The sequence below is a fragment of the Jannaschia sp. Os4 genome (genome assembly GCF_016820245.1).
Lineage (GTDB): Bacteria > Pseudomonadota > Alphaproteobacteria > Rhodobacterales > Rhodobacteraceae > Jannaschia.
In genome coordinates, this window is the sequence record NZ_JAFCAR010000003.1 from 660,747 (window position 1) to 681,754 (window position 21,008).

The following is a 21,008-nucleotide window of genomic DNA, read 5'->3' on the forward strand; positions in this document are numbered from 1 at the left end:
TCGACGAAGGTGAGCGGCGGGGCCCTAGCGACCGGGTGGACGCTCGGGGAACGGGCCTGCCGCAAGAGGCTTGTGGCTGGCGGAGACGATGGCGTCGCGTCGTCCGGCAGGCCTCGTCCTCGGTATCCGCACGGCCTTGTGGCGGTCGACGGCATCCGCCGGCCAGAGAGGCGGTCCGTCGACGCCGAGGCCAAGGCGGAGGTCACGATGCGCCCCGGTCACCATCGATTTCGCAGCGCATCGACGGCCCTTCCGCTCGAGGATGCCGTGCGATAGCGGGCTGCGGGCGAACACGTGACGGGTGCCTTCCTTCGAGCGCACCGGCGTGTCCCACCCCCTTGGGGGCGCAGGTACGTAAAGGTCAGGGCCCGCGTGTCGATGGTGCCCATCCGGTCAGAGGCAAGTCCCACGCCGACCTCGCCGACGCGCGGGGAGGGCAGGGACGACGGGGTGTAGATCATGGACGGTTGCCGTTGGCTCGTCACAGGTGGATGCGGCTTCATCGGCGCCGCGCTGATCGGGGAGCTTCTCCGCAGGGATCCGGACGTCTGCGTCCGGGTGCTCGACGACCTGTCCGTCGGGAAGCCCGGCGCGATCGGCTTGGACGGGTCGGACGCGGCCACCCCGGAGGACGTGGCGTCCGGCGGGTGGGCGCCCGGGATCCGTCTCGCGCGCGGCGACATCCGGGATGCCGCGGCCTGCCGCGCCGCGTGCGAGGGGGCGGACGTGATCGTCCACCTCGCCGCGAACACGGGGGTCGCGCCGTCGGTCGCGGATCCGATGATGGACTGCCTGACGAACGTCGTCGGCACCCTCAACATGCTGGAGGCGGCCCGCAGCGGCGGCGTCCCGCGGTTCGTGATGGCGTCCTCCGGCGCGCCGGCGGGAGAGGTGACGCCCCCGATCCACGAGGAGATGGCGCCCCGCCCGGTCTCGCCCTACGGGGCGAGCAAGCTGGCCGGCGAAGGCTACTGCTCCGCGTATGCGAGGACGTTCGGGATCGACACCGTCGCCCTGCGGTTCGGGAACGTCTACGGGCCGGGGTCGGGTCACAAGACGAGCGTGGTGGCGCAGTTCTGCGGCGCCGTGATCGAAGGCCGCCCCGTCCGCATCTTCGGGGCGGGGACCCAGACCCGCGACTTCATCTACCTCGGCGACCTGCTCGACGCCCTGTTCGCGGCGGCGGAGACGCCGGACATCGGCGGGGAGATCTTCCAGATCGCGAGCGCCAAGGAGACCACCGTCAACGAACTGGCCGACGCGTTCGCGGCGGTCGTCGAGTCGCGCGGACACGCCGTGGTCGGCATCGAGCGCGAGCCGCCGCGGCAGGGCGACGTCCTCCGCAACTTCTCGGACACCCGCAAGGCGCGGGAGCGGCTGGGCTGGACCCCGCGGACGTCGCTCGAGGACGGGCTCGCCCGCACGTTCGACTGGTTCGTCGCACATGCGGACTAGGAGGGCCCCATGACGCAGCCGTCTTCCCGCTGGTGCCTCGCGAAGGCGAGGGCCTGACGCGATGTCGATCCTCGAACGTCTCAAGCGCGCATTCGGGCGCGCCGACCGCGACGCCGACGCGCCGGTGCCCGACCGCCTGCGCCCCGTCGCGGCGGCGGATCTCGCGCCGAGGGAGGGCACACGGAGACGGCCGCCGCGGCTCGACATGCTGCTCCCGCCGCTGGACGTGCGCATCGTCGGGGACGAGGAGGGAGCCGCGCCCGGCTGGGCGGACGCGTTCCGCACGATCGCTGCACGGCAGCATCGAGAGGGCGCCGCGGACGAAGCGCCCGCCCTGCGCGTCGTGCTCGCGACGGACCCCGCGCCGGAGCGCCTCCGCGCGGCCGTCGCCGGATGCTCCAGGGGCATCGTCGTCGAGCACGCCGACGCGCCGGTCGCGGACGTGCCGGAGGGATGGGTCCGCATGACCCTCTCGCGGGACGGGGCACCGCCTGCGGCGGCGGCGGAGGAGGACGGAGGGCGTGGCCTCGTCGTCGGCGACGTGCTCTTGGACTTGGTCGACATCAATCCTACGCGGCGCGTGGTCCATCCGGAGAGCGAGGCCGTCCTGATCGTGCTCGGAACGGGTTCCGACGGCGTGGACGGCGCGGTGCCGCTTGGCTGGCGCGTGTCGTCCGGGGAGGCGCGCCTTGCGCTCGGGCGGGCGGTGCTCGCCGCCGCGGACGCGCCGCCGCGAGCCGTCGCGACCGCGCGCGCGTTGGGGCTGCCGGTCGCGCGGGCCGCGGACATGGAGGGGGACGGGGAGCTGGCCGTATGGCTGGCGGCCGTCGCGGGCGGAGACCATCGCGTCCGCCGCGCGGTCGGCGAGGCATGGGACCGCGTGGTCGCCGCGCACTGCGCGGTCACGGCGCTCGGTCGCGCGGCGGAGTTGGTCGACGGCGGCGACCGCTGGCCCGGGGGCTTCGCCGTCACCCTCGTCTCGCCCACGCACCGCGCGGAGCTGGTCGAGACGATCGTGCGCACCTTCGAGTCCCAGGACTATCCCGACCTGTCCCTCTCGATCTGCCTGCACTCGGACGTGCCGCCATCCGCGGAGGTGCGGGACAGGGTGGAGGGCGCGGGCGGCGCGATCACGTGGCTGCCGCGCGAGCAGACGGTCGGCGACGTGATCGAGCGGGCGATCCTCGACGCGCGGACGCCCTACTTCGTCAAGGTGGACGACGACGACCTCTATGGCCCGCGCTACGTGTCGCGGATGATGGGCCTCGTCCAATACGTCGGGGCGGACATCTTCGGCAAGCCGCCGGGCTTCTACTGGTTCGAGGAGGACGACTCGGTCCACCTCAGGAACGCGACCTTTGGTCAAGAGTATTCCGTCGGCACGGCCGCGGAGGTCGCGGACGGGACGATCCGGATCACCGGGAATACGCATTCGGGGACACGCGAGTTCTGGCTGAGGCATGGCCTGAGCGGAACGAACATCGGTTCGGCCGACACCGCGTTCTATCACCGGGCCGCCGCGGGCGATCCGGATGCGCGCGTCCTGATCCACGACGTGTTCGACATGGTCGTCCGTCGGTCCGCGGACCTCACCAAGCACACGTGGCGCCAGCCCTCGAACATGATCCAGTCGAAGTCGATCTCGGTCGGGAACCTCGAGCCCGTCCTGCGGGACGCGATGCTATGAAGCCGCCCCTGCGACTTCCGTCCCTCTCCCTCTGCGGGATCCTCGGGGACCGAACTCGGCGCGAACTGTCGTGGTGCGTCGAGTTTCAGGGGTCGAACCCATTCGGTGTAATCGTGGAAAGCTGCTACCGACCGACGGAGGACCGCTGGCGCTGGTACGCGCAGGATCCCGAAAAGCGCGCGGCCCTGACGCGGCTCGTCCAGACCTTTCCGGACCATCGGCGGGTCTTCCTCTTCACGCTGTCGATGCGTCACTACGAGGCGTTCGCCCCGGTCCTCGGCTTGTTCGGCCGGATCCTCTGCACGGACCCGACGGTCGCGGAGCGGGTCCGGCGCGACCTTCCGGAAGCGGAGGTGCAGACCGTTCCGGTGCTCCTTGCGCCGGAAGGCACCAACCCCTTCGCCTTGGCGAAGGCGCGCCCGCCCGAGGGCGTGATCTGCAACGAGATGACTGCGGTCCTTCGCGACCCGGACGTGCTGGACAGGGCCGGGTTCACCGATCCGGACAGGATGCCCACCTTGGTCGACACGCGCTACGAGATGCTGCCGGCGACCGTGTCGAAGGCGCCCGAGGGAGTCCGGCGCGGCGCGATCGGGCTACTTCCGCTCGACCTCCTCCAGCCGCTCGCCCACCGCCACGCGACCGTCGCTGAACTACCGTTGGGCACTGATGAGATCGTCGTCGCGACGCAGCGGGCGCGCATGGCCGCGACCGGGCTCCCCGTCGTCACGTCGAGGCGGCTCGGCGAACGGCTACTCTCCTCCAACCCGCTGGCGGGGCTCGCGACCGTCGTGCCCGAGGGGGAGATCCGCGCCACTGCCCACGGGGCGACGGCGCCGGGCGCGTTGCGAACGGCCCGTGCGCTCCTCGCGCACGATCCTCGGCATGCCTTGGCGAAGGCGTTCCCCGAGGCGGCCGTGCATCTCGATCCGGACCATGTCGTCGCGTCCGATCCGTCCGGTGGAGGCCCCGCGCCCGAGCATCTCGTCGCGAACGCCGAGTTCGACGCCAAGATCAACCGCACCGAGGCCGCCAATCTCCACCGTATTTCGGGTGTGGCGTGCACGTTCTTCTACTCCACCGGCGCGCCGGCTCCGCGCTTCCATCTCGCCAATCCTCGGACTGTGAACGTCGACGTCTTCGCACGGGTCGTCGCGGTCGGCGCACGGGGACCGCGCCCGGACAAGACCGAAGCACCGAGGGTCTATGCCCGTACGCTCATCGACCGGGCACGACAGCTAGGGAGCCGCGCCCCGGTGGCGTTGATCGGCGTCTAGATGCGGGCGCTCTATCTCCTCCGTGATCGGTTCGGCACGCTTGGGATGAACTCGTCCTACCGCGTCCCGAGCGCGGCGACGTCGCACGCGTCCGTCCGCGTCCTCCAGTTCATCGAGACGTCCACGCCCCCGCAGGTCGTGTTCCGCAACCCCGACGTGCCGATCTACACGGTCGCGGACCTCCCCCGCGAGGCCCAACTGGCTAAGGTCTTCGACATGATCGCGGACTGGCGACCGGACATCGTGCACACCTTCTCGACCCGGATGGCGGAGATGGCGTACCGCCACCGCATGCTCAGCGACGAACGGCCCCGCTGGGTCATGGACGTCCGGACGCCCCGGCTCTCCGACGTGCCGATCGACCCGGCCGAGCAGGCGTCTGCGCGCCGCATGATCGCTTACTGGGATGCCCTATGCACCCACGTGTCCGACAGCCTTCCCACGCATTTCGGACCGGGCGACCTTCCGCATGTCGTGGTCCCGCCCGGGCTCGACGCGGGACTGGCGCGCGAGGGCGCGGCCCGGCGGCTGCTGCCATTGCGCCGCTTCGTCTACGTCGGCTCCCTCAATCCGCGCCGCCAGCTCGAGGGTCTGATCGAGGCGTTCGGCGCGCTCGTGGCCGCGTCGGACGTACCGGTGTCCCTCGACGTCTTCGGCGCGGGCCCCGCCGACTACGTCGCCACCCTCGAGCGCCTCGCGCAGGAGAGGGCGGGCGATCGCATCCGCTTCCTCGGGCTGGTCCCGCAACGGCGCCTGATGGGCCGGATGGGCCAGTACCAAGGCGCGCTGTGCTACGTCCCGGGCGGCCAGTACGAGACCGCCCCCGCCCTCAAGCTGCTGGAGGCGGGCGCGAGCGGGCTGCGGATCTTCGCCAGCGACACCGAGGGCCTGCGCCGCAGCGCCGCCGACAGTGGCATCGCGGCGACCTTCTTCGCGAACGATCCGGCGTCGTTCCGCGCGACCGTGCTGCCGCAGGTCGACACCGTGGCGGACCCGCAGGTGCGCGAGCGGAACTTCGAGGCGGCCCGCCGCCTCGACTGGGGAACGATCGTCGCGGAACGCTACCTGCCGCTCTACAGGTCGCTTCTTGACGAGGGCACGAAGGAGGACCGCCATGTCCGCGGCTGACCGCCAGATCGCCGCCCGCGCGGCCCGGTTCGACCAAGGTCCGCTCGACCGCTTCCTCGAGGCGCTGCGCCCCAAGGCCCCGCCCCGTCCCGAGACGGACCGGACCGCGGCCTTGCGGACCCAGCTCCGCCGGGCCAGGGCCATCGCCGAGTCGGCCCTGCTCCGCGAGCGCGCGAGCCCCGAGCGCCGGCTGGCCCGGACCCTGATCGCGCAGCACGAGGCGGGCACCTGCGACGTCGACGCCCTCGTCGAGCAGTATCGCCGCGACCGCGCCGCCCTCGACGGAACCCCGGAGTGATGCCGCCGCGGCGGGCGAGCACGCGTGGTGGACATGTCGACGGACCGAGCCGCATCGCAAGAGGCCTCCTCGAACCTGCCTAGCCGTGGGCCGCCCGGCGACGCGGTGGCCGCCCCGGTCGCGGGGCCGGATCGTCATTCGACGAAGACCGCCTCCACGAAACGCTCGAACGCCTCCGAGGCCGCGAGAGGTTCCTCGGGGAAGAGGCCGTTCCAGACCGTCGCCGTCACCGCCGGTGCCACCAGCAGGAGGGGCAGCCGCTCCAGCGCGTCCGTGCGCAGTTCCCCGCGTGCGCGGGCGCGGGCGGCGAGGGCCGCGACCTCCCGCCAGCCGGGATCGAGGACGATCCGCCGGTAGGCGGCGGCGATCTCGGGGAAGCGCCCGCCCTCGCGGAGGATCAGCCGCAGCAGGTCGGCCTTCCCGCTCTCCTCCAGGTCGCGCAGGATCGGCAGGGCCGTGGCGAGAAGGAAGGCGCGGACGCTCTCGTCCTCCTCCGGCATGGCGTCGATGGCGCCGAGCGGGGAGCCGAGCGCATCCGTCAGCACGCCCTCGAACAGTGCCTCCTTCGTCGGGAAGTAGAGGTAGATCGTGCCCTTCGCGACGCCGGCCGAACGCGCCACGTCGATCATGCGCGTGCCCTCGAAGCCGTCGCGCAGGAAGGTGGCGAGCGCCGCGTCCACGATGGCCGCGCGGGTCTGGGCGGTCTTCGCCGGACTGGGGCCGCGCCGTCGCCGCCGGGGCGCAGGCTCGACGGCGCCCTCGGCCTTCCTCGTATCGTCGTTCATGGCTTCTCCAGCGTTATTATGACCAATAGGTCATTAATGTCTTCTCATCGTCCCGCAGGTCATATATGACCAACTGGTCAGCATCCACGCCCGATGGATCGCCCCAGTTCCCCAACCCACGGAGACCCGCCATGCCCGCAGATCCCGTCCTCGTCGTCGGCGCCGGCCCCACCGGCATGCTTGCCGCCCTCCTGCTCGGGCGGCGGGGCGTGCCCGTCCGCATCGTCGATGCTGCGCCCGGTCCCGTGGAGACCAGCCGCGCCATGGGCGTGCAGGCGCGCACGCTGGAGTTCTACCGGATGATCGGCCTCGCCGAGGAGGCGGTGTCGCTCGGCACCCCGACGCGCGAGGTCCGCATCCGCCGGAACGGCCGACCCTCCGGAAGCTTCTCCCTCGCCGAGATGGGCGCCGGGCTCTCGCCCTATCCCTATCTGCTGACCCTCGCGCAGGACGTCCACGAGCGGATGCTGATCGGTGCTTTGGAAGGGATCGGGGTCTCGGTCGAGCGCCGCACCGAGTTGCTGGCGCTCGCCCAGGACGCGATGGGCGTCACCGCGACCCTGCGCGGCCCGGACGGTGCCGAGGTCACGGCCCGCGCGCCGTACGTGATCGGTGCGGACGGGGCGGGATCGGCGGCACGCAAGGCGCTCGGCGTGGGCTTCGGTGGCGGAACCTCGAGCGGGCTGTTCTACGTCGCCGACGCGACGCTCGAAGCCGAGCCCGCGGGCGACCTGACGGTCGGCCTCGGCCCCGACACCCTGAGCCTGATGATGCCCGTGCGCACGAGCGGCACGAAACGACTGATCGGCATCGTGCCGCCCGAACTGGCGGACCGGCACGGCCTGACCTTCGAGGACCTCGGGAGCCGCGCCGAAGGCCTCTTGGGCGTGCGCACGCGGGAGGTGAACTGGTTCTCGACCTACCGCGTCCATCACCGCGTCGCGGACCGCTTCCGGGTGGGGCGCGTCTTCCTCGCGGGGGATGCATGCCACATCCACTCGCCCGTGGGCGGGCAGGGGATGAACACCGGGCTGGGAGACGCCGTGAACCTCGCTTGGAAGCTGGCGGACGTGCTCGAGGGGCGGGCGCACGAGGCTCTTCTCGAGACCTACCACGCCGAGCGCCACGCCTTCGCGAAAGCCTTGATCGAGACCACCGACGCGGCGTTCCAGAAGATCGTGGCGCGCTCCGCCTTGGGACGGTTCCTGCGCGTGCAGGTCGCGCCGCGCGTCGCGCCGGCGCTGGCCGGGATGGGGCTGACGAGGCGGGCGCTGTTCCGAACGGTCAGCCAGACCCGGATCGCCTACCCACGGAGCGCCTTGAGCGAGGGACGGGCCGGCAGCATGCGAGGCGGCGACCGGCTGCCATGGGTCGAGGGCGTCGACACCCACGCGCCCCTCGATGGTCGGACGTGGCAGCTTCACGTCCACGGAACGGCGGACGCGGGCCTCCTCGCCGAAGCCCGGAGGCTTGGCCTCGCCGTCCACGTCTTCGACTGGAGTCCCGAGATGCATGCGGCGGGCCTGGCGCGGGATGCCGCGCATCTCGTCCGCCCGGACGGGCACGTCGCCCTCGCGGGCGCGACCGCGATCTCTCTGCGGGCCTTCGTGGACCGGCACGGGCTGCGCTTCGGGCCCGCCACCCTCCGCGATGCCGCGTGAGGCACGGGCGCGGCCTCACTCCGGAACCGCGCCTTGCGCTGCTGGACGGTGTGAGGACGCGCGCCGCGCGAAGCCTGACGGTGTCACGGGCAACGAGGGCGAGGAGGGCGATCCCCATGGAGGTGCGACCGACGGCGAACGCTTCGGTCGCCCGCAAGGCCGTCCGATCCTGCACCGACGGGCGCGTCCGGTGGCATGGAACGGTCCCATGCGGTTCTGCATGGCTTTCCCGCTGTCCCCGTGCGACGTATTCACAAAGGTGAATGCGGGAGGATGGCATGGAGATCACGAGACGCGAGGCGCTGGCGGGGGGGCTGGTCGTGACGAGCCTCGGGCTGGCCGGACGGGGCCACGCGGCCGGGGGCGAGCTGACGGTCGTGTCCGATGGTCGCCTGACCCTGCCGGAGGCGATGCTGACCGGCGGCGGCGACCGCGCTGCGCTGGACGCCGCGATGGCGGCGAGCGGGTTCGACCTCGACCCCCTCGCGCCGCCCTGCAACCTGACCCTGCTTCGGACCGACGACCGCGTGGTGCTGTTCGACGCGGGCGCGGGTCCCGAGTTCATGGCGACCACGGGCGAGGTGCCCTACGCCTTGAAGGAGGCGGGCGTCCGGCTGGACGAGGTGACGGACGTGGTGATGACCCACGGCCATCCCGACCACCTCTGGGGGGTGCTGGACGACTTCGGCGACCCGACCTTCCCGGAGGCCACCATCCACATGCCCGCGACGGAGATGGCCTACTGGACGGACCCGGCGACCGTCGAGACGATCGGCGAGCTGCGCCAGGCCTTCGCGGTGGGCGCTGCGCGGCGGCTGGCCGAGATGGGGGACCGCGTCGCCGTCTTCGCCGACGACGGGGAGCCGGTGCCGGGCGTGCGCGCGCTGCCGACCTTCGGGCACACGCCGGGGCACGTCTCCTACCTGCTGCCCGACGGCGCGGTGGTGATCGGCGACGCGGTGGCGAACCCCCACCTCGCCATGCGCGATCCGGGCGGGTCGCACGCCAACGACCAAGACCCGGAGCGCGCCGCCCGGTCGCGGGTCGACCTGCTGACGCGGCTGGCCTCGGATGGGGCGGCGGCGGTGGGGTTCCACCTGCCCGGCGGCCTCGGCACGGTGGCGCGGGACGGCGACGCCTTCCTCTGGCGCCCCGCCTGACCCGCGGCGGCGGCCCTACTGGGCCGCCATCGGCCTGCGGGCCAGCTCGCATTCCTCCCACAGCGCGCCGAGCGCGGTGGCGAGGCGCGCGATCTCGGCCGGTCCGTGGACCGGGGACGGCGTGATGCGCAGCCGCTCGGTCCCCTTCGGCACGGTCGGATAGACGATGGGCTGGATGTAGACGCCCCAGTCGTCCAGCAGCCGGTCCGCGATCCAGCGGCAGTGGTGCGGATCGCCGACCATGACTGGGACGATATGGGACGGGTTCTCGATATGCGGGATGCCCGCCGCATCCAGCGCCGCGCGCACGGCGGCGACGGCGGCGCGCTGGCCCGCGCGCTCCGCCTCTGAGGCGCGCAGGTGGCGGATGGAGGCGACGGCCCCCGCCGCGATGGCCGGGGGCAGGGCGGTGGTGAAGATGAACCCGCTGGCGAAGCTGCTGACGAAGTCGACCATTCGCGCCGACCCGGCCACGTAGCCGCCGACCACGCCGAACGCCTTGCCCAGCGTGCCTTGGATCACGTCGACCCGGTGGGCCACGCCGTCGCGCTCGGCCACGCCCGCGCCGGTGGGACCGTACATGCCGACCGCGTGGACCTCGTCGAGGTAGGACAGCGCGCCGAACTCCTCGCAGAGGTCGAGGATCTCGGCGATGGGGGCGATGTCGCCGTCCATGGAGTAGACGCTCTCGAAGGCGACGATCTTGGGCACGTCGCGGGGCAGGGCCTCCAGATGCGCGCGCAGGTCGGCCACGTCGTTGTGCCTCCAGATGACCTTGGCCGCGCGGGAATGGCGCATCCCCTCGATCATGGAGGCGTGGTTGAGCGCGTCCGACAGCACCACGCAGCCGGGCAGGCGTGCGGCCAGCGTGCCGAGCGCGGCCCAGTTGGCGACGTAGCCCGAGGTCATCACGAGCGCCGCCTCCTTGCCGTGCAGCGCGGCCAGCTCGGCCTCCAGCTCCACATGGGCGTGGGTCGTGCCCGAGATGTTGCGCGTCCCGCCCGCGCCCGCGCCGTAGCGGTCGAGCGCGTCGTGCATCGCGCCCAGCACGTCCGGGTGCTGCCCCATCCCGAGGTAGTCGTTGGAGCACCAGACCGTCACCTCGCCCGCGCGGTCGCCGACGCGCCGCGTGGCGGCCGGAAAGGCCCCGCGATGGCGTTCGAGGTCGGCGAAGACACGGTGGTTGCCCTCGGCCTTCAGGGCGTCGAGCGGTCCGGCGAAGAGGGCGTCGTAGTCCATGCTCACTCCGCCGCGCCGGCCGCGATGCGGGCCAGCAGGTCGTTGACGGGCGCCATGCTCTGGTCGGCGTAGCGCTTGTGGCCCACCACGGTCTCGCCCCCGATCTCGGCGACGAAGATCGCATAGGGGCAGTGCGCCATGTTCATCGGGTCCGCCTCCATCACCGCGCGGCTGACGGTGGCGGAGCAGAACAGGTAGGACCGCGCACCCGCGCCCACCGGCGAGGGGCCGAGGCCGAGATCGGCGCCCGTGCGCTCCATCATCTCTCCGACGTTCGAGACGTAGTCGATCACCAGCCCTTCCGCCTCGATGGCCGAGGCGACGACGAAGTCGGCGTCGTCGGCCGTCCCGTCGAAGGGGATCGTGACGATCTCGTCGGCCGCGGCGGGCGCGGCCAGCAGGGCGAGGGCGAGGAAGGCATGGCGCATGGCGTCTCTCCTGTGCTTCGCCCGCCCCGGCGGGGAGGGCGCCGGGGCGAGCGTGGCGGGGCCGGGTGGCCCCGTCCTTGATCGGCGTCAGACCGCGGTCACGACGTGGCGCCGAACATGTCCGCCGTGATGGCGGCGTACCAGCCGAGGGACTCGCGGAAGGTCTCGGCGCGGGTCTGCGGGGTCTCGTCGGTCTGGCTGACGAAGCCGTCCACCTTGGCGATCTTCTCCTCGGTGCCCTCGTAGGTCGCGCCGACCTTCACCCCGTTCTCGTCGTCGATCAGCGACCAGCAGGTGTTGGAGTAGCGCGCCGGGAAGACCCGGGCGTCCGTCAACGCGCCGCGCACGGCGTTGGCCACGACCTTGGCTTGGCTGTTGGCCGAATAGCCGGACTTGGGCATGTCGCCCTGCGCCGCCGCATCGCCGAGGACGTAGACGTCCTCGTCCATGCGCGAGGCGAGGTCGGTGCCCCGCACCGGGGCCCAGCGGCCGTCCGTGACGCCCGCGTCGTGGGCGATCTTGCCCGCCTGCATCGCCGGGATCACGTTGCAGACGTCGACCTGCTGCACGTCGCCGTCGATGCTGACGGTCATGGCAGCGGGATCGACCTCGACGTTCTCCCCGCCGAAGTCGGGGCCGACGCGCTCGATCATGCCGGGGTAGGCGAGGCCCCAGCCCTGCTCGAACAGGCCCTGCTTGGAGAAGGTCTCCTTGGGGTCGGCGATCAGGATCTTGGCCGTCGGGTTCACCTCGCGCAGCATGTGCGCGACCATCGAGACCCGCTCGTAGGGCCCCGGCGGGCAGCGGTAGGGGTTGGGCGGCGCGACCATCGCGAAGACGCCGCCCTCGGGCATGGCGAGGACCTGTGCCTTGAGCAGCTCCGTCTGCGACCCGGCCTTGTAGGCGTGCGGCATCGCGTTCTGCGCGGAGACGTCCCATCCGGGGACCGCGCCCTCGACGAAATCGATGCCGGGCGACAGCACCAGCTTGTCGTAGGGCAGGACGTGCCCGCCCGCGGTGCTCACCGTCTTGGCGTCGCGATCGACGCCCACGGCCCAGTCGTGGAGGACGTTGATGCCGTTGTCCGCCGCAAGCTTGCCGTAGGAATGCGCGAGGTCCTCCATGTCCCAGAACCCGCCGAGCGCGAGGTTCGAGAAGAAGCAGGTGTAGTACTTGCGCGTGGGCTCGATCAGCGTGACGTCGATGGCGCCCTCGCTGTCCTTGGCGATGTAGCGCGCGGCCGTGGCGCCGCCCGCGCCGCCGCCCACCACCACGACGCGGGGGCGTCCGTGGCCGTCGGCGCGCACGTGGGGCGCGGCCAGCGTGGCGCCGAGCGCGGCGGCCGTGCCGATGAAGGCCCTGCGGTTGAAGTCCATCGTCTTTCCTCCCTTCCGGTGATCCGGGGCCGCCCCCTCCTCAGTCGGCGGCGCCCAGATACGCGGCCAGCGCCGCGATCTCCTCGTCGCCCAGCCGGGCGGCGATCATGTTCATCACCTGATGCTCGCGCGCGCCGCTGCGGTACGACTCGAGCGCGAAGACGATGTCCTCGCCCGTCATCCAGTCGATCGCGGGAATGTCCTCGGCCCCCTCGCGGTGGCAGCCGGTGCATTCCGCGCCGAGATACGCGCCGTAGGCGGCGTCGCCCTCGATCGCGAGGATCGCCGCGACCGGGTCGCCCCCTTCCGCGCCCCCGGCCGTGGCCGGAAGCGCGAGAAGCGTGGCGAGGAGGGCCGCCCTCACGGGGCGACGCTCTCGAGGTAGGCGATGATGGCGTCCGCGTCCGAGGCGTCGCGCAGGCCGCGGAAGGACATCTTCGTGCCCGGGAGCCAGTCCTTCGGCGCGGCGAGGAAGGCCGTGAGGTTCTCGTGGCTCCAGACCTCGCCCGCCTCGCCCTTCTCGACCAAGGCGTTCGAGTAGCGGAAGCCCTCGACCGCGCCCATCGGCGCGCCGACGATGCCGGTCAGGGCGGGGCCCGAGCGGTTCGTGGCGCCCTCGCCGACCTGGTGGCACGACGAGCACTGGCGGAACGCCTTCTCGCCCGCGGCGACCAGTTCGGGGTCGAGCGGGACCGTCGCCGTCGCGTCGCCGTCGGACGCCTCTTGGCTCGCCTCGACGACGGCCTCTCCGGCCTCGCCCGTCGCCTCCGCGGCGACCTCGTCGGCGTCCGCGTTCACCACGGCCGCGACCTCGGCGGAGGCGTCGCTCTCGGTGATCCCGTTGCCGTCGTCCAGCGCGGCCGCGGCCTCGGTCACGACGCCGCTGTCGGGCGTCACGTCCAGCACCATCGACCGCATCGTGATCTCGACCGGCCCGTCGGTGCAGTCCGACATGCACGGCTCGCCGGTGAAGACCGAGAGTTCGGTGTCCGGGCGATCGTCCATGAAGAACCCGTCCTCGTTGGGAAGGGACACCTCGGCGAAGTTCTCGTCCGACAGCTCGAAGTCGTCGTCCACGAGGTCGTTCGAGTAGAGGATGTAGGCCGTCAGCGCGTAGACCTCGTCGTCGGTCAAGGACTGCGCCTCGCCGAACGGCATCGCGCGGTGGACGTAGTCCCAGACCGTCGAGAGATAGGGCCAATAGGAGCCGGTCGTCTTGACCGGATCCTCGCCGTCCAGCGTGCCGAACCCGCCCGCGATGACCGGCCAGCGGCCCACCGCCTCGCCGAAGTCGCCGTGGCAGACCGCGCAGCGCTCCACCCAGACCTCCTCGCCGGTGAACACGTCGCCCGAGCCTACGGGCAGGCCTTGGCCGTCGGGACGGATGTCGATGTCCCACGCGGCGACCTCCTCCTCCAGCGCGGGCCGCCCGAGGCCGAAGCCCGCCTCCGGCGCGGGCGGCGCGGCGGCGGCGAGCACGAGGCCCGCGGTCCCGGTGGTCAGGATCGCGGCCTTCTCGGCCAGCGCCGTCGCCTCGGCGCGGGCGGCGGTCGCCTCGGCGCGCAACGCTTCGGCCTCCCGCTCCTTGGCGATCAGCGCGGCACGCGCCCGCGCGTAGGCGGTGCTGTCGTAGACCGGCCCCTCCCACGCGGCGTTGCGGACCAATTCCATCTGCCAGTAGCCGGCCGAAAGGACGATCGCGGTGCCCCCCAGCGCCGGGAGCAGGTAGTCACCCAACTTCGACATTCTCGGCGATCCCCCGTTCGTTGACGGCCCAAGTCTGGATGCCGTTGTTGTGGTAGATCGAGTTCTCGCCCCGGACCTCGCGCAGCTGTTCCTTGGTCGGCTGCACGTAGCCGGTGCTGTCGTGCGCGCGGGACTGCAGCAGCAGCGGCGACCCGTCCCAGTCGAACTCGTGGTAGAAGCGGTGCATCGACTTGTTCAGCGACGGGCCGGACATGCGCGCCTGCACCCAGTTGCGGCCGCCGTCGAGGGTGACGTCGACGCGGGGGATCGTGCCGCGCCCGGACCACGCGACGCCCGTGATCACGGTCGGCCCGGGGCCGTGGGTGATCGGGGCCTGCGGGCTGGGCGACGTGATCACGGACTTGGCGTCCATCTCCCACGTGAAGCGGCGGGCGCGTCCGTCCTCCAAGAGGTCGGTGTACTTCGACGTCTCCTCGCGGTGGTGCCACGGCTGGTCGCCCACCTCGATCCGGCGGAGCCACTTGACCCACATGTTGCCTTCCCAGCCCGGCACCACGAGGCGGACGGGATAGCCCTGCTCGGGACGCAGCGCCTCGCCGTTCATCTTGAAGGCCACGAGGCAGTCGTCGAGCGCCTTCTCCATCGGGATCGAGCGGGTCATGCCCGACGCGTCCGCGCCCTCGGGCAGGATCCATTTGCCGGCGGTCTTGATGCCCGCCTCCTCGAGGATCAGGCGCAGCGGCACGCCCGTGTATATGACGTTGTGGATCATGCCGTGGGTGAACTGGCAGCCGTTGAGCTGCGCGCCCCGCCACTCCATCCCCGAGTTGGCCGCGCATTCGAGGAAGTAGGCGTGGTTCTCGCGCGGAAAGCGCATCAGGTCGTCCATGGTGAAGACCATGGGCGTGTCGACCAGCCCGTTAATCATCAGTCGGTAGGAGCCCTTGTCCATCTCGGCCACGCCAGCGTGGTGGCGCTCGAAGCACAGCCCGTTGGGCGTGATGATCCCATCCAGCTCGTGCAGCGGCGTGAAGTTGACCGAGGACACGGGGTCGGCGGTAAGCCATTCTACGTTCCGGCGCACCACATGCGCCTCGTGCTCGGACGGCATCCCGTAGGGGGCGGCATCGACGCCGTCGCCCAGATACTGCGTCCACGGCTGCTGCTCGAGGTCGGTGATCAGCGGGTCCGGCGAGGCCGCGCGCGCCGCCGTCGCCGCGACCGTGGCCGCGGCGCCCGTGGCCGCAGCGCCGAGGAAAGCGCGGCGCGACGCGTCGGGCGGCGTGCCCCCGTTCTTCGGCGCGGGCTTAAGGCCCTTCGCCTTGATGAGGTCGGACATTCCTTATCCTCCCGTGACTTGGACGTTCTCGGATGCGTTCGGCACGTCCGTGACGGTGCCGACCTTGGCGATATGGGCCTCGACCACGTCCCAGATGGGCGGGCCTTCGGTGCCTTCGTTCACGCTCGCCCAGCCCGCGACCTGATAGCTGCGCGCGGGGTCGATCGCCTCGCCGGTGCGCGACAGCGTCATCTCGGAGATGCGGCTGCCCTGCGGCTTGGTGACGTCGATCCGGTAGGCGAGGCCCCCGGTGCGGACCATGTCGCCGCCCTGCTGGTAGTAGGGGTCGGGGTTGAAGATGTTGTCGGCCACGTCCTCCAGCACGGTGTGGAGGAACTCGCCCGTCATCTCGGTGCGGTAGGCCTCGGGGTAGGACATCGAGGTGACGCCGTGGATGTCCTCGACCGTGATCTCCTGGCCGGGGATCAGGCTCGGCCCCCAGCGGACGCCGGGCGACAGCGCGATCTCGGCGTCCCGCTCGGACAGCAGCGCGTCGCAGATCAGGTCGTCCCACGAGCCGTTGAAGTTGCCCCGCCGGTAGAGCGGCACCTCGGTCCGCCCGACGACGCGGGTCAGTTCGTCGAGGAACGGCGCGCGGCTGGCGTCGATCGCCGCCGTCACCGCCGGGTCGGGCGCGATCACGTCCGAGAAGACGGGGATCAGGCGGTGGCGGAGGCCCTGCATCCGTCCATCGCGCACGTCGAGGTCCACGCGGCTGACGAACTTGCCGTTGGAGCCGGACGCGATGACGTGGGTCTGGCCCACCTGCACCGGCTCGGGCAGGGCGTCGTGGGTGTGGCCCGACAGGATGACGTCGAGGCCGCGCACTTGGCCCGCCATCTTCTTGTCCACGTCGAAGCCGTTGTGCGACAGCAGCACGACCAGTTCGGCCCCGCCCGCGCGCGCCTCGTCCACGACCTCCTGCATCCGCTCCTCGCGGATGCCGAAGGACAGTTCGGGGAACATCCAGTTAGGGTTGGCGATGGGCAGGTAGGGGAAGGCCTGGCCGATGACGGCGATCTTGGTGCCGCCGCGCTCGAAGGTCGTGTAGGGGGCGAAATCCTCGTCCGGCTCGTCCCATTCGGCGTCGTAGATGTTGGCCCCGAGCGCCGGGAAGCCGATCTGCCCCACGAGGTCGCGCACCCGGTCGGAGCCCAGCGTGAACTCCCAGTGGAAGGTCATCGCGTCCGGCTTGAGCAGCGCCATCGCGTCCACGACGTCCTGCCCCTGCGTGCGGTGGCAGACGAGCGAGCCGTGCCACGTGTCGCCCCCGTCGAGGAACAGCGCCTCGGGGTTGTCGGCCCGGATCGCGTTCACGACCGTCGCGACCCGGTCCAGCCCGCCCATGCGCCCGTAGGTGCCCGCGAGCGCCGAGAAGTCGTCGTAGGTCAGCGCATAGTGGTCGGCCGAGCCGTCCGCGATCCCGTAGGCTTGGCGGAAGGCGTCGCCGGTGATGTGCGGCACCTGCCCGCGGTTGGCGCCCACGCCGATGTTCACCTCCGGCTCGCGGAAGAAGACGGGCTTCAGCTGCGCATGCAGGTCCGTGAGGTGGATCAGCGTGACGTTCCCGAAGGGGGAGACGCCCAGCAGGTCGTCCTGCGTGATGCGCTGCTGCGCGGCGAGGCGGCCCCACCGGCCGTAGGACGAGGCCCCGTAGATGGCCGCCGTGGCCATCGCCGTCTGGAGGAAGTCGCGCCGGGAGATCATCGGGGGCCTCGCATTCTCAAAGTTGCATATGTCCGGGTGCGAAAAGGCCCGCGCCCCTGGGGGACGCGGGCCTTCGATGGATCAGTTGCGGACGGAGGGGCCTTCGACCGACAGGCCGTTCCCGCGTGAGGCGAGGTAGAGCTCCAGCGCCACGAACTCCTCGGAGCCGGGCGCGTAGGTCTCGGCCCGCGTGTCGCGGACGCAGCCCTTGAAGCGCGCGTGGACCGAGTTGAGCTTGGCGTTCTTCAGCCGGTAGGCCGGGAAGCCGTTGATGTGGCCTTGGGACAGGTGGTCGGCGCGGATCATGTTGCCGTAGTTGTCCTCGTGGCAGGACGCGCAGGACAGCTCCAGCTGGCCGGTGCGGGTGTAGTAGAGGTCGCGCCCCTGCTCCCACACGGACTGCGCTGGGCCCTCGATCGCCACGTCCACGGGCATGCCGCGCGACACCGACGAGATCAGCGCGACCATGTTGGTCATGTCGCCGCCGTCGTACTTCAGGGGCTCGGCGCCCATGCGCTCGGTCACGCACTCGTTGACCTGCATCTCGACCGTCTGCACGAGCCCGCGCTCCTCGTCCCACTTGGGGTAGGTCGCGCGCACGCCGGCCAATTCCTCGGGGCTCTCGTGGCAGTCTGCGCAGGACTGGCCCTCGGTCCCCATCGCCGTCTCGAAGTCGTCCCGCGCCTGATCCACGAAGATCATGCCCGGGTTGTCGAAGTCGTCCGTCTGCAGGTCCTGGGTCTCGTCCGAGCGGAACACCCAGCCCGAGATGACCTCGTTCAGCCCGTCGACATGCGCGGGCGCCGCCGTGCGGGTGACCATCTCGATCTCGCCGTTGACGACGAGGTCCGCCGTCTCGTCCGCGAGGGCGGGGGCGGCGGCCATCGCGGCGGCCACGGTTAGCATTGGCATCACGAACGCCTTGCGCGTCATGTGGCTTCCTCCCTGGTCGTTCGGCCCCCCTCCCGGAGGCCAAGCCGTCCGGCCCGCGGCAGGCGGGCCGGCGCGCGGACCGCCGTCAGGAGACGGCGATCTCCTTCTCGTCGGTGTAGACGGACCCGTCGTCGTCGTACCACGTGAAGGTGAAGGTGCCGGACTCGGGCACCACCGACTCGAACTCGAAGAACGGGTTGGTCGAGATCGCCGGGTCGAGCGCGAAGTCGATCACGTTCTCGCCGTTGAAGTCGACCACGAAGCGGTTGATGATCGACCGCGGGATCACGTTGCCGTCGCTGTCCTTGCGCTGGCCCGATTCCATCGGGTGCGAGATCAGCGTCTTGATCGTGATCGTCTCGCCGGCGGAGGCCTGTCGCGGGACGCGGACGCGGGGTTTGACGTTGTCTGCCATGTCTCTTCCTCCCTCAGCCGCCGCAGCCGCCGATGGTGACCTTCACCTCGCGCGAGACCCGCTGGAACGAGCCGTCGGCCATCTGCGCGATAGCGACGACGTCCTGGGTCCCGGCGAGCCGGATGCGCGTGGACGCGAACTGCGACGCCGCGAGCGGGCCGAACTTGAACGTGCCCACGGCGGGGTTCGGGTTGCCGGCGGCGAGCACCATGATCGCGGTCGCGCCGGGAGCGGACACCTCGATCGGCACGGTGTTGCCGTTCTCGGCGATCTCGGGCGCGGTCAGCGTCAGGTCGGTCGCCTCTGCGACATCGGCACCGCCGGTGAAGGCGGCCACGGCCTCGTCGACCATGGCCTGCGCCGCGCCCGGTGCCAGCAGCAGGGCGCCGCCCGCCGCGAGGCCCGAGACCAGGAAGGTCCTGCGGTCCAGTTGCATGCTCACTCCTCCTTGAGGGTCATCAGGTAGGCCACCACGTCCTCGACCTCTTGGGCCGTCAGGAGCGGGGGCAGTTCGTCGGTGGTCGCGGCCTTGCCGGTGTAGGCGTCGCCGGGCCGCACGTAGCCATTCGTCTTGTAGAACGAGGGCATCACGGATTCGGGGAACACCATCTTGGCGTTCGCCACGATCCCGCGCAGGTCCGCCTCGGTCCAGCGGTCCGCCGCGCCGTCGAGCACTGGCCCGACCTCGCCGTGGAACGGATGGTCCTCCAGCGCGGTCACGCCGTGGCAGGCGATGCAGTTGCCCTTGCCGCGCGAGGTCATCACCACCTCGCCGTTCGCCGGGTCGCCCGGCACGCCCGTCAGCGAGGTCTCGACCTCGCCATACTCCCCGTAGGTCACGTCGAGCGGCGCGATCGTCTCGGCCGTCGCGGCCGTCGACAGGATCGCGGCCGCAGCCGTCAGCACCATTGCCTTCATCGAGTCGTTCCTCCCAGTGCCCGGCCTCCCAACCGGTCGTCGCCCACCACGGTATGCGAAGGTCTGCATATGACGCAACCGTGAATGCAGGTATTTGAATGTTTAGTCCGACAGGCGGTCGCCCGCCTCCTCCCGCGCGAGGAAGCGGCGCGCGTGGTAGCGCTGGAAGTCCTCCTCCGACGTGTCGGCGTAGCCCTCCTCCAGCACCCAGTGCAGCAGGTCGAACGTGGTCTCCCGCCCGAACGCGCCGGGCATCGAGGCGACCGCCGCCTGGGGGGCCGGCACCTCGCCCACCTCCTGCGGCAGGAACATCATCGTCGGCGTGAAGAGGATGCCCCACTTCCGGGCCATCTCCTTCTCCGACAGGGATTCGCCGTCGAAGTCCACGACCTCGAGGTCGCCATGCAGGTTCAGCTGCACGACGAAGAAGTCCTCCGAGAGCAGCGATTCGATGCGCGGGTGGGGGAACACCTCCTCGTGCATCCTGGTGCAGTAGATGCAGCCACGCTGCTCGAAGACGACGAGCATCCGCTTCCCCTCGGCGTTGGCCTCCGCGAGGTCCTCGCGCAGGTCGAGGAACGTCTCGCGGATCCACGGCGCGTCGTGCAGCCCGTCGTCGCCCACCGTGGCGGCGGGGACGGGGGCGGCGGCGAATGCCAGCGCGGCGGCGATCAGGGTTCGACGGATCATGGCAGTCTCCTTCAGCCGATTTCGAGGAAGATGGGGAAGGTCGTGAGCATCCAGTTGGCGATGGCGTTCACCTGGTCGGTCGCGATCAGGGCCGCGAAGACCAGCAGCAGCGCGCCCATCGCCTTCTCGACCCACGGCAGGAACCGGCGGAAGCGCGCGACGAAGCGCAGGAACGGCTCGACGAACAGCGCGGCCACCACGAAGGGCGCGGTCATGGCCAGCCCGAAGACGAGCATCAGCCCGAGGCCCTCCCACGCGCTGGCCTCTTGGCTCGCGGTGAAGATCACGCCGGTCAGGACGCCGCCGACGCAGGGCGTCCACCCGGCAGCGAAGGCGAGCCCCACGAGGTAGGCGCCGCCCACCGACATCTGCCGCACGTCGCCGCCCTCGCCGAGGCTGAAGCTGCGGTTGAGGAACGGCACCCGGATCAGCCCGAGGAAGTGCAACCCCATGATCCCGACGATCAGCGCGGCGACGATGCGGAACTCCGTCTGCACGGCGCGGAACGCTTGGCTCAGGCCGAAGGCGGCGGCGCCGAGCAGCACGAACACCGTCACGATGCCCAGCGAGAACATGACCGCCGCGCCCACCGCCCGGCGCCGCGCGCCCGGCGCCAGCGCGCCGCCCTGCAGCTCGCCCATGCCGACCCCCGCCATGTAGGACAGGTAGAACGGCACGATCGGCAGCACGCAGGGGCTGAAGAACACGATCAGCCCGCCCAATGCGGCCGACAGGACGGATATCTCGAACATGGCACCTCCCGCGCGCCCGCATCGGGACGCTTGCCGCGCCACATATTCAGATC

At 71.3% G+C, this 21,008-nt stretch carries 21 protein-coding genes; 7 read left to right on the forward strand and 14 right to left on the reverse strand.

Features of this window, described 5'->3' with window-relative positions:
• The first annotated feature begins 459 nt into the window (after positions 1–459).
• The 5 genes from JQC91_RS08280 to JQC91_RS08300 all read left to right on the forward strand — a co-directional run bounded on the left by JQC91_RS08280 (position 460) and on the right by JQC91_RS08300 (position 5,845).
• Entirely contained in the window at positions 460–1,455 is a 996-nt protein-coding gene (locus JQC91_RS08280) for an NAD-dependent epimerase/dehydratase family protein (protein WP_203286328.1), read from the forward strand.
• 61 nt (positions 1,456–1,516) lie between these two features.
• Positions 1,517–3,142: a hypothetical protein gene (locus JQC91_RS08285; protein WP_203286329.1), complete on the forward strand. Its 1,626-nt coding sequence runs from the start codon at positions 1,517–1,519 to the stop codon at positions 3,140–3,142.
• Between the two features lie 113 nt (positions 3,143–3,255).
• Positions 3,256–4,419, forward strand: coding sequence for a hypothetical protein (locus tag JQC91_RS08290; protein ID WP_203286330.1), 1,164 nt, complete (start codon positions 3,256–3,258; stop codon positions 4,417–4,419).
• Positions 4,420–4,464: 45 nt separating this feature from the next.
• Positions 4,465–5,547 (forward strand): glycosyltransferase family 4 protein, encoded by a 1,083-nt coding sequence (locus JQC91_RS08295; RefSeq protein ID WP_203286331.1) that lies wholly within the window; start codon positions 4,465–4,467, stop codon positions 5,545–5,547.
• Complete coding sequence (locus tag JQC91_RS08300) at positions 5,534–5,845, forward strand: hypothetical protein (RefSeq protein ID WP_203286332.1); 312 nt, start codon at positions 5,534–5,536, stop codon at positions 5,843–5,845. The genes JQC91_RS08295 and JQC91_RS08300 overlap by 14 nt, the downstream gene beginning before the upstream one ends.
• 134 nt (positions 5,846–5,979) lie before the next feature.
• On the opposite strand, the gene JQC91_RS08305 is transcribed toward JQC91_RS08300, so the two are convergent.
• Entirely contained in the window at positions 5,980–6,630 is a 651-nt protein-coding gene (locus JQC91_RS08305) for a TetR/AcrR family transcriptional regulator (protein WP_203286333.1), read from the reverse strand.
• Between the two features lie 131 nt (positions 6,631–6,761).
• Here JQC91_RS08305 and JQC91_RS08310 point away from each other — a divergent pair, with 131 nt between their 5' ends.
• Positions 6,762–8,291: an FAD-dependent monooxygenase gene (locus JQC91_RS08310; RefSeq protein ID WP_203286334.1), complete on the forward strand. Its 1,530-nt coding sequence runs from the start codon at positions 6,762–6,764 to the stop codon at positions 8,289–8,291.
• A gap of 278 nt (positions 8,292–8,569) precedes the next feature.
• Positions 8,570–9,451 carry an MBL fold metallo-hydrolase gene (locus JQC91_RS08315; protein WP_203286335.1) on the forward strand — a complete coding sequence of 294 codons (882 nt, stop codon included), beginning with the start codon at positions 8,570–8,572 and terminating at the stop codon, positions 9,449–9,451.
• A gap of 15 nt (positions 9,452–9,466) precedes the next feature.
• On the opposite strand, the gene hemA is transcribed toward JQC91_RS08315, so the two are convergent.
• The 13 genes from hemA to JQC91_RS08380 form a co-directional block, all read right to left on the reverse strand.
• Entirely contained in the window at positions 9,467–10,690 is a 1,224-nt protein-coding gene (hemA, locus tag JQC91_RS08320; protein ID WP_203286336.1) for a 5-aminolevulinate synthase, read from the reverse strand.
• A gap of 2 nt (positions 10,691–10,692) precedes the next feature.
• A complete protein-coding gene (locus tag JQC91_RS08325; protein WP_203286337.1) occupies positions 10,693–11,118 on the reverse strand; it encodes a DUF302 domain-containing protein in 426 nt (141 codons plus the stop codon).
• Between the two features lie 98 nt (positions 11,119–11,216).
• Complete coding sequence (locus tag JQC91_RS08330) at positions 11,217–12,494, reverse strand: NAD(P)/FAD-dependent oxidoreductase (protein WP_203286338.1); 1,278 nt, start codon at positions 12,492–12,494, stop codon at positions 11,217–11,219.
• Positions 12,495–12,534: 40 nt separating this feature from the next.
• Entirely contained in the window at positions 12,535–12,858 is a 324-nt protein-coding gene (locus JQC91_RS08335; protein ID WP_203286339.1) for a c-type cytochrome, read from the reverse strand.
• Positions 12,855–14,240, reverse strand: coding sequence for a c-type cytochrome (locus JQC91_RS08340; RefSeq protein WP_203286340.1), 1,386 nt, complete (start codon positions 14,238–14,240; stop codon positions 12,855–12,857). The genes JQC91_RS08335 and JQC91_RS08340 overlap by 4 nt, the downstream gene beginning before the upstream one ends.
• A complete protein-coding gene (soxC, locus tag JQC91_RS08345; protein WP_203286341.1) occupies positions 14,224–15,540 on the reverse strand; it encodes a sulfite dehydrogenase in 1,317 nt (438 codons plus the stop codon). Before soxC ends, JQC91_RS08340 begins: the two co-directional genes overlap by 17 nt.
• A 3-nt stretch (positions 15,541–15,543) precedes the next feature.
• Positions 15,544–17,247 (reverse strand): thiosulfohydrolase SoxB, encoded by a 1,704-nt coding sequence (gene soxB, locus JQC91_RS08350; protein ID WP_203286342.1) that lies wholly within the window; start codon positions 17,245–17,247, stop codon positions 15,544–15,546.
• Between the two features lie 81 nt (positions 17,248–17,328).
• On the reverse strand, positions 17,329–18,180 hold the full coding sequence (gene soxA / locus JQC91_RS08355; RefSeq protein ID WP_238941375.1) for a sulfur oxidation c-type cytochrome SoxA: 852 nt from the start codon (positions 18,178–18,180) through the stop codon (positions 17,329–17,331).
• An 85-nt stretch (positions 18,181–18,265) separates the two neighbouring features.
• Positions 18,266–18,595, reverse strand: coding sequence for a thiosulfate oxidation carrier complex protein SoxZ (soxZ, locus tag JQC91_RS08360; RefSeq protein WP_203286343.1), 330 nt, complete (start codon positions 18,593–18,595; stop codon positions 18,266–18,268).
• Between the two features lie 13 nt (positions 18,596–18,608).
• Positions 18,609–19,031: a thiosulfate oxidation carrier protein SoxY gene (gene soxY, locus JQC91_RS08365; RefSeq protein ID WP_203286344.1), complete on the reverse strand. Its 423-nt coding sequence runs from the start codon at positions 19,029–19,031 to the stop codon at positions 18,609–18,611.
• Positions 19,032–19,033: 2 nt separating this feature from the next.
• A complete protein-coding gene (gene soxX, locus JQC91_RS08370) occupies positions 19,034–19,513 on the reverse strand; it encodes a sulfur oxidation c-type cytochrome SoxX (protein ID WP_203286345.1) in 480 nt (159 codons plus the stop codon).
• Between the two features lie 102 nt (positions 19,514–19,615).
• The gene (locus JQC91_RS08375) at positions 19,616–20,203 is read right to left on the reverse strand and encodes a thioredoxin family protein (RefSeq protein WP_203286346.1); all 588 of its coding nucleotides are present in this window, start codon (positions 20,201–20,203) and stop codon (positions 19,616–19,618) included.
• Between the two features lie 11 nt (positions 20,204–20,214).
• On the reverse strand, positions 20,215–20,955 hold the full coding sequence (locus JQC91_RS08380) for a cytochrome c biogenesis protein CcdA (RefSeq protein ID WP_203286347.1): 741 nt from the start codon (positions 20,953–20,955) through the stop codon (positions 20,215–20,217).
• Positions 20,956–21,008: the final 53 nt, after the last annotated feature.

Excerpts from the sequence above, each read along its gene's own strand:
- JQC91_RS08280 (WP_203286328.1), top strand. The coding sequence starts at position 460 with ATGGACGGTTGCCGTTGGCTCGTCACAGGTGGATGCGGCTTCATCGGC.
- JQC91_RS08285 (WP_203286329.1), top strand. The coding sequence starts at position 1,517 with ATGTCGATCCTCGAACGTCTCAAGCGCGCATTCGGGCGCGCCGACCGC.
- JQC91_RS08295 (WP_203286331.1), top strand. The coding sequence starts at position 4,465 with ATGAACTCGTCCTACCGCGTCCCGAGCGCGGCGACGTCGCACGCGTCC.
- JQC91_RS08300 (WP_203286332.1), top strand. The coding sequence starts at position 5,534 with ATGTCCGCGGCTGACCGCCAGATCGCCGCCCGCGCGGCCCGGTTCGAC.
- JQC91_RS08305 (WP_203286333.1), bottom strand. The coding sequence starts at position 6,630 with ATGAACGACGATACGAGGAAGGCCGAGGGCGCCGTCGAGCCTGCGCCC.
- JQC91_RS08310 (WP_203286334.1), top strand. The coding sequence starts at position 6,762 with ATGCCCGCAGATCCCGTCCTCGTCGTCGGCGCCGGCCCCACCGGCATG.
- JQC91_RS08315 (WP_203286335.1), top strand. The coding sequence starts at position 8,570 with ATGGAGATCACGAGACGCGAGGCGCTGGCGGGGGGGCTGGTCGTGACG.
- hemA (WP_203286336.1), bottom strand. The coding sequence starts at position 10,690 with ATGGACTACGACGCCCTCTTCGCCGGACCGCTCGACGCCCTGAAGGCC.
- JQC91_RS08325 (WP_203286337.1), bottom strand. The coding sequence starts at position 11,118 with ATGCGCCATGCCTTCCTCGCCCTCGCCCTGCTGGCCGCGCCCGCCGCG.
- JQC91_RS08330 (WP_203286338.1), bottom strand. The coding sequence starts at position 12,494 with ATGGACTTCAACCGCAGGGCCTTCATCGGCACGGCCGCCGCGCTCGGC.
- JQC91_RS08340 (WP_203286340.1), bottom strand. The coding sequence starts at position 14,240 with ATGTCGAAGTTGGGTGACTACCTGCTCCCGGCGCTGGGGGGCACCGCG.
- soxC (WP_203286341.1), bottom strand. The coding sequence starts at position 15,540 with ATGTCCGACCTCATCAAGGCGAAGGGCCTTAAGCCCGCGCCGAAGAAC.
- soxB (WP_203286342.1), bottom strand. The coding sequence starts at position 17,247 with ATGATCTCCCGGCGCGACTTCCTCCAGACGGCGATGGCCACGGCGGCC.
- soxA (WP_238941375.1), bottom strand. The coding sequence starts at position 18,180 with ATGACGCGCAAGGCGTTCGTGATGCCAATGCTAACCGTGGCCGCCGCG.
- soxZ (WP_203286343.1), bottom strand. The coding sequence starts at position 18,595 with ATGGCAGACAACGTCAAACCCCGCGTCCGCGTCCCGCGACAGGCCTCC.
- soxY (WP_203286344.1), bottom strand. The coding sequence starts at position 19,031 with ATGCAACTGGACCGCAGGACCTTCCTGGTCTCGGGCCTCGCGGCGGGC.
- soxX (WP_203286345.1), bottom strand. The coding sequence starts at position 19,513 with ATGAAGGCAATGGTGCTGACGGCTGCGGCCGCGATCCTGTCGACGGCC.
- JQC91_RS08375 (WP_203286346.1), bottom strand. The coding sequence starts at position 20,203 with ATGATCCGTCGAACCCTGATCGCCGCCGCGCTGGCATTCGCCGCCGCC.
- JQC91_RS08380 (WP_203286347.1), bottom strand. The coding sequence starts at position 20,955 with ATGTTCGAGATATCCGTCCTGTCGGCCGCATTGGGCGGGCTGATCGTG.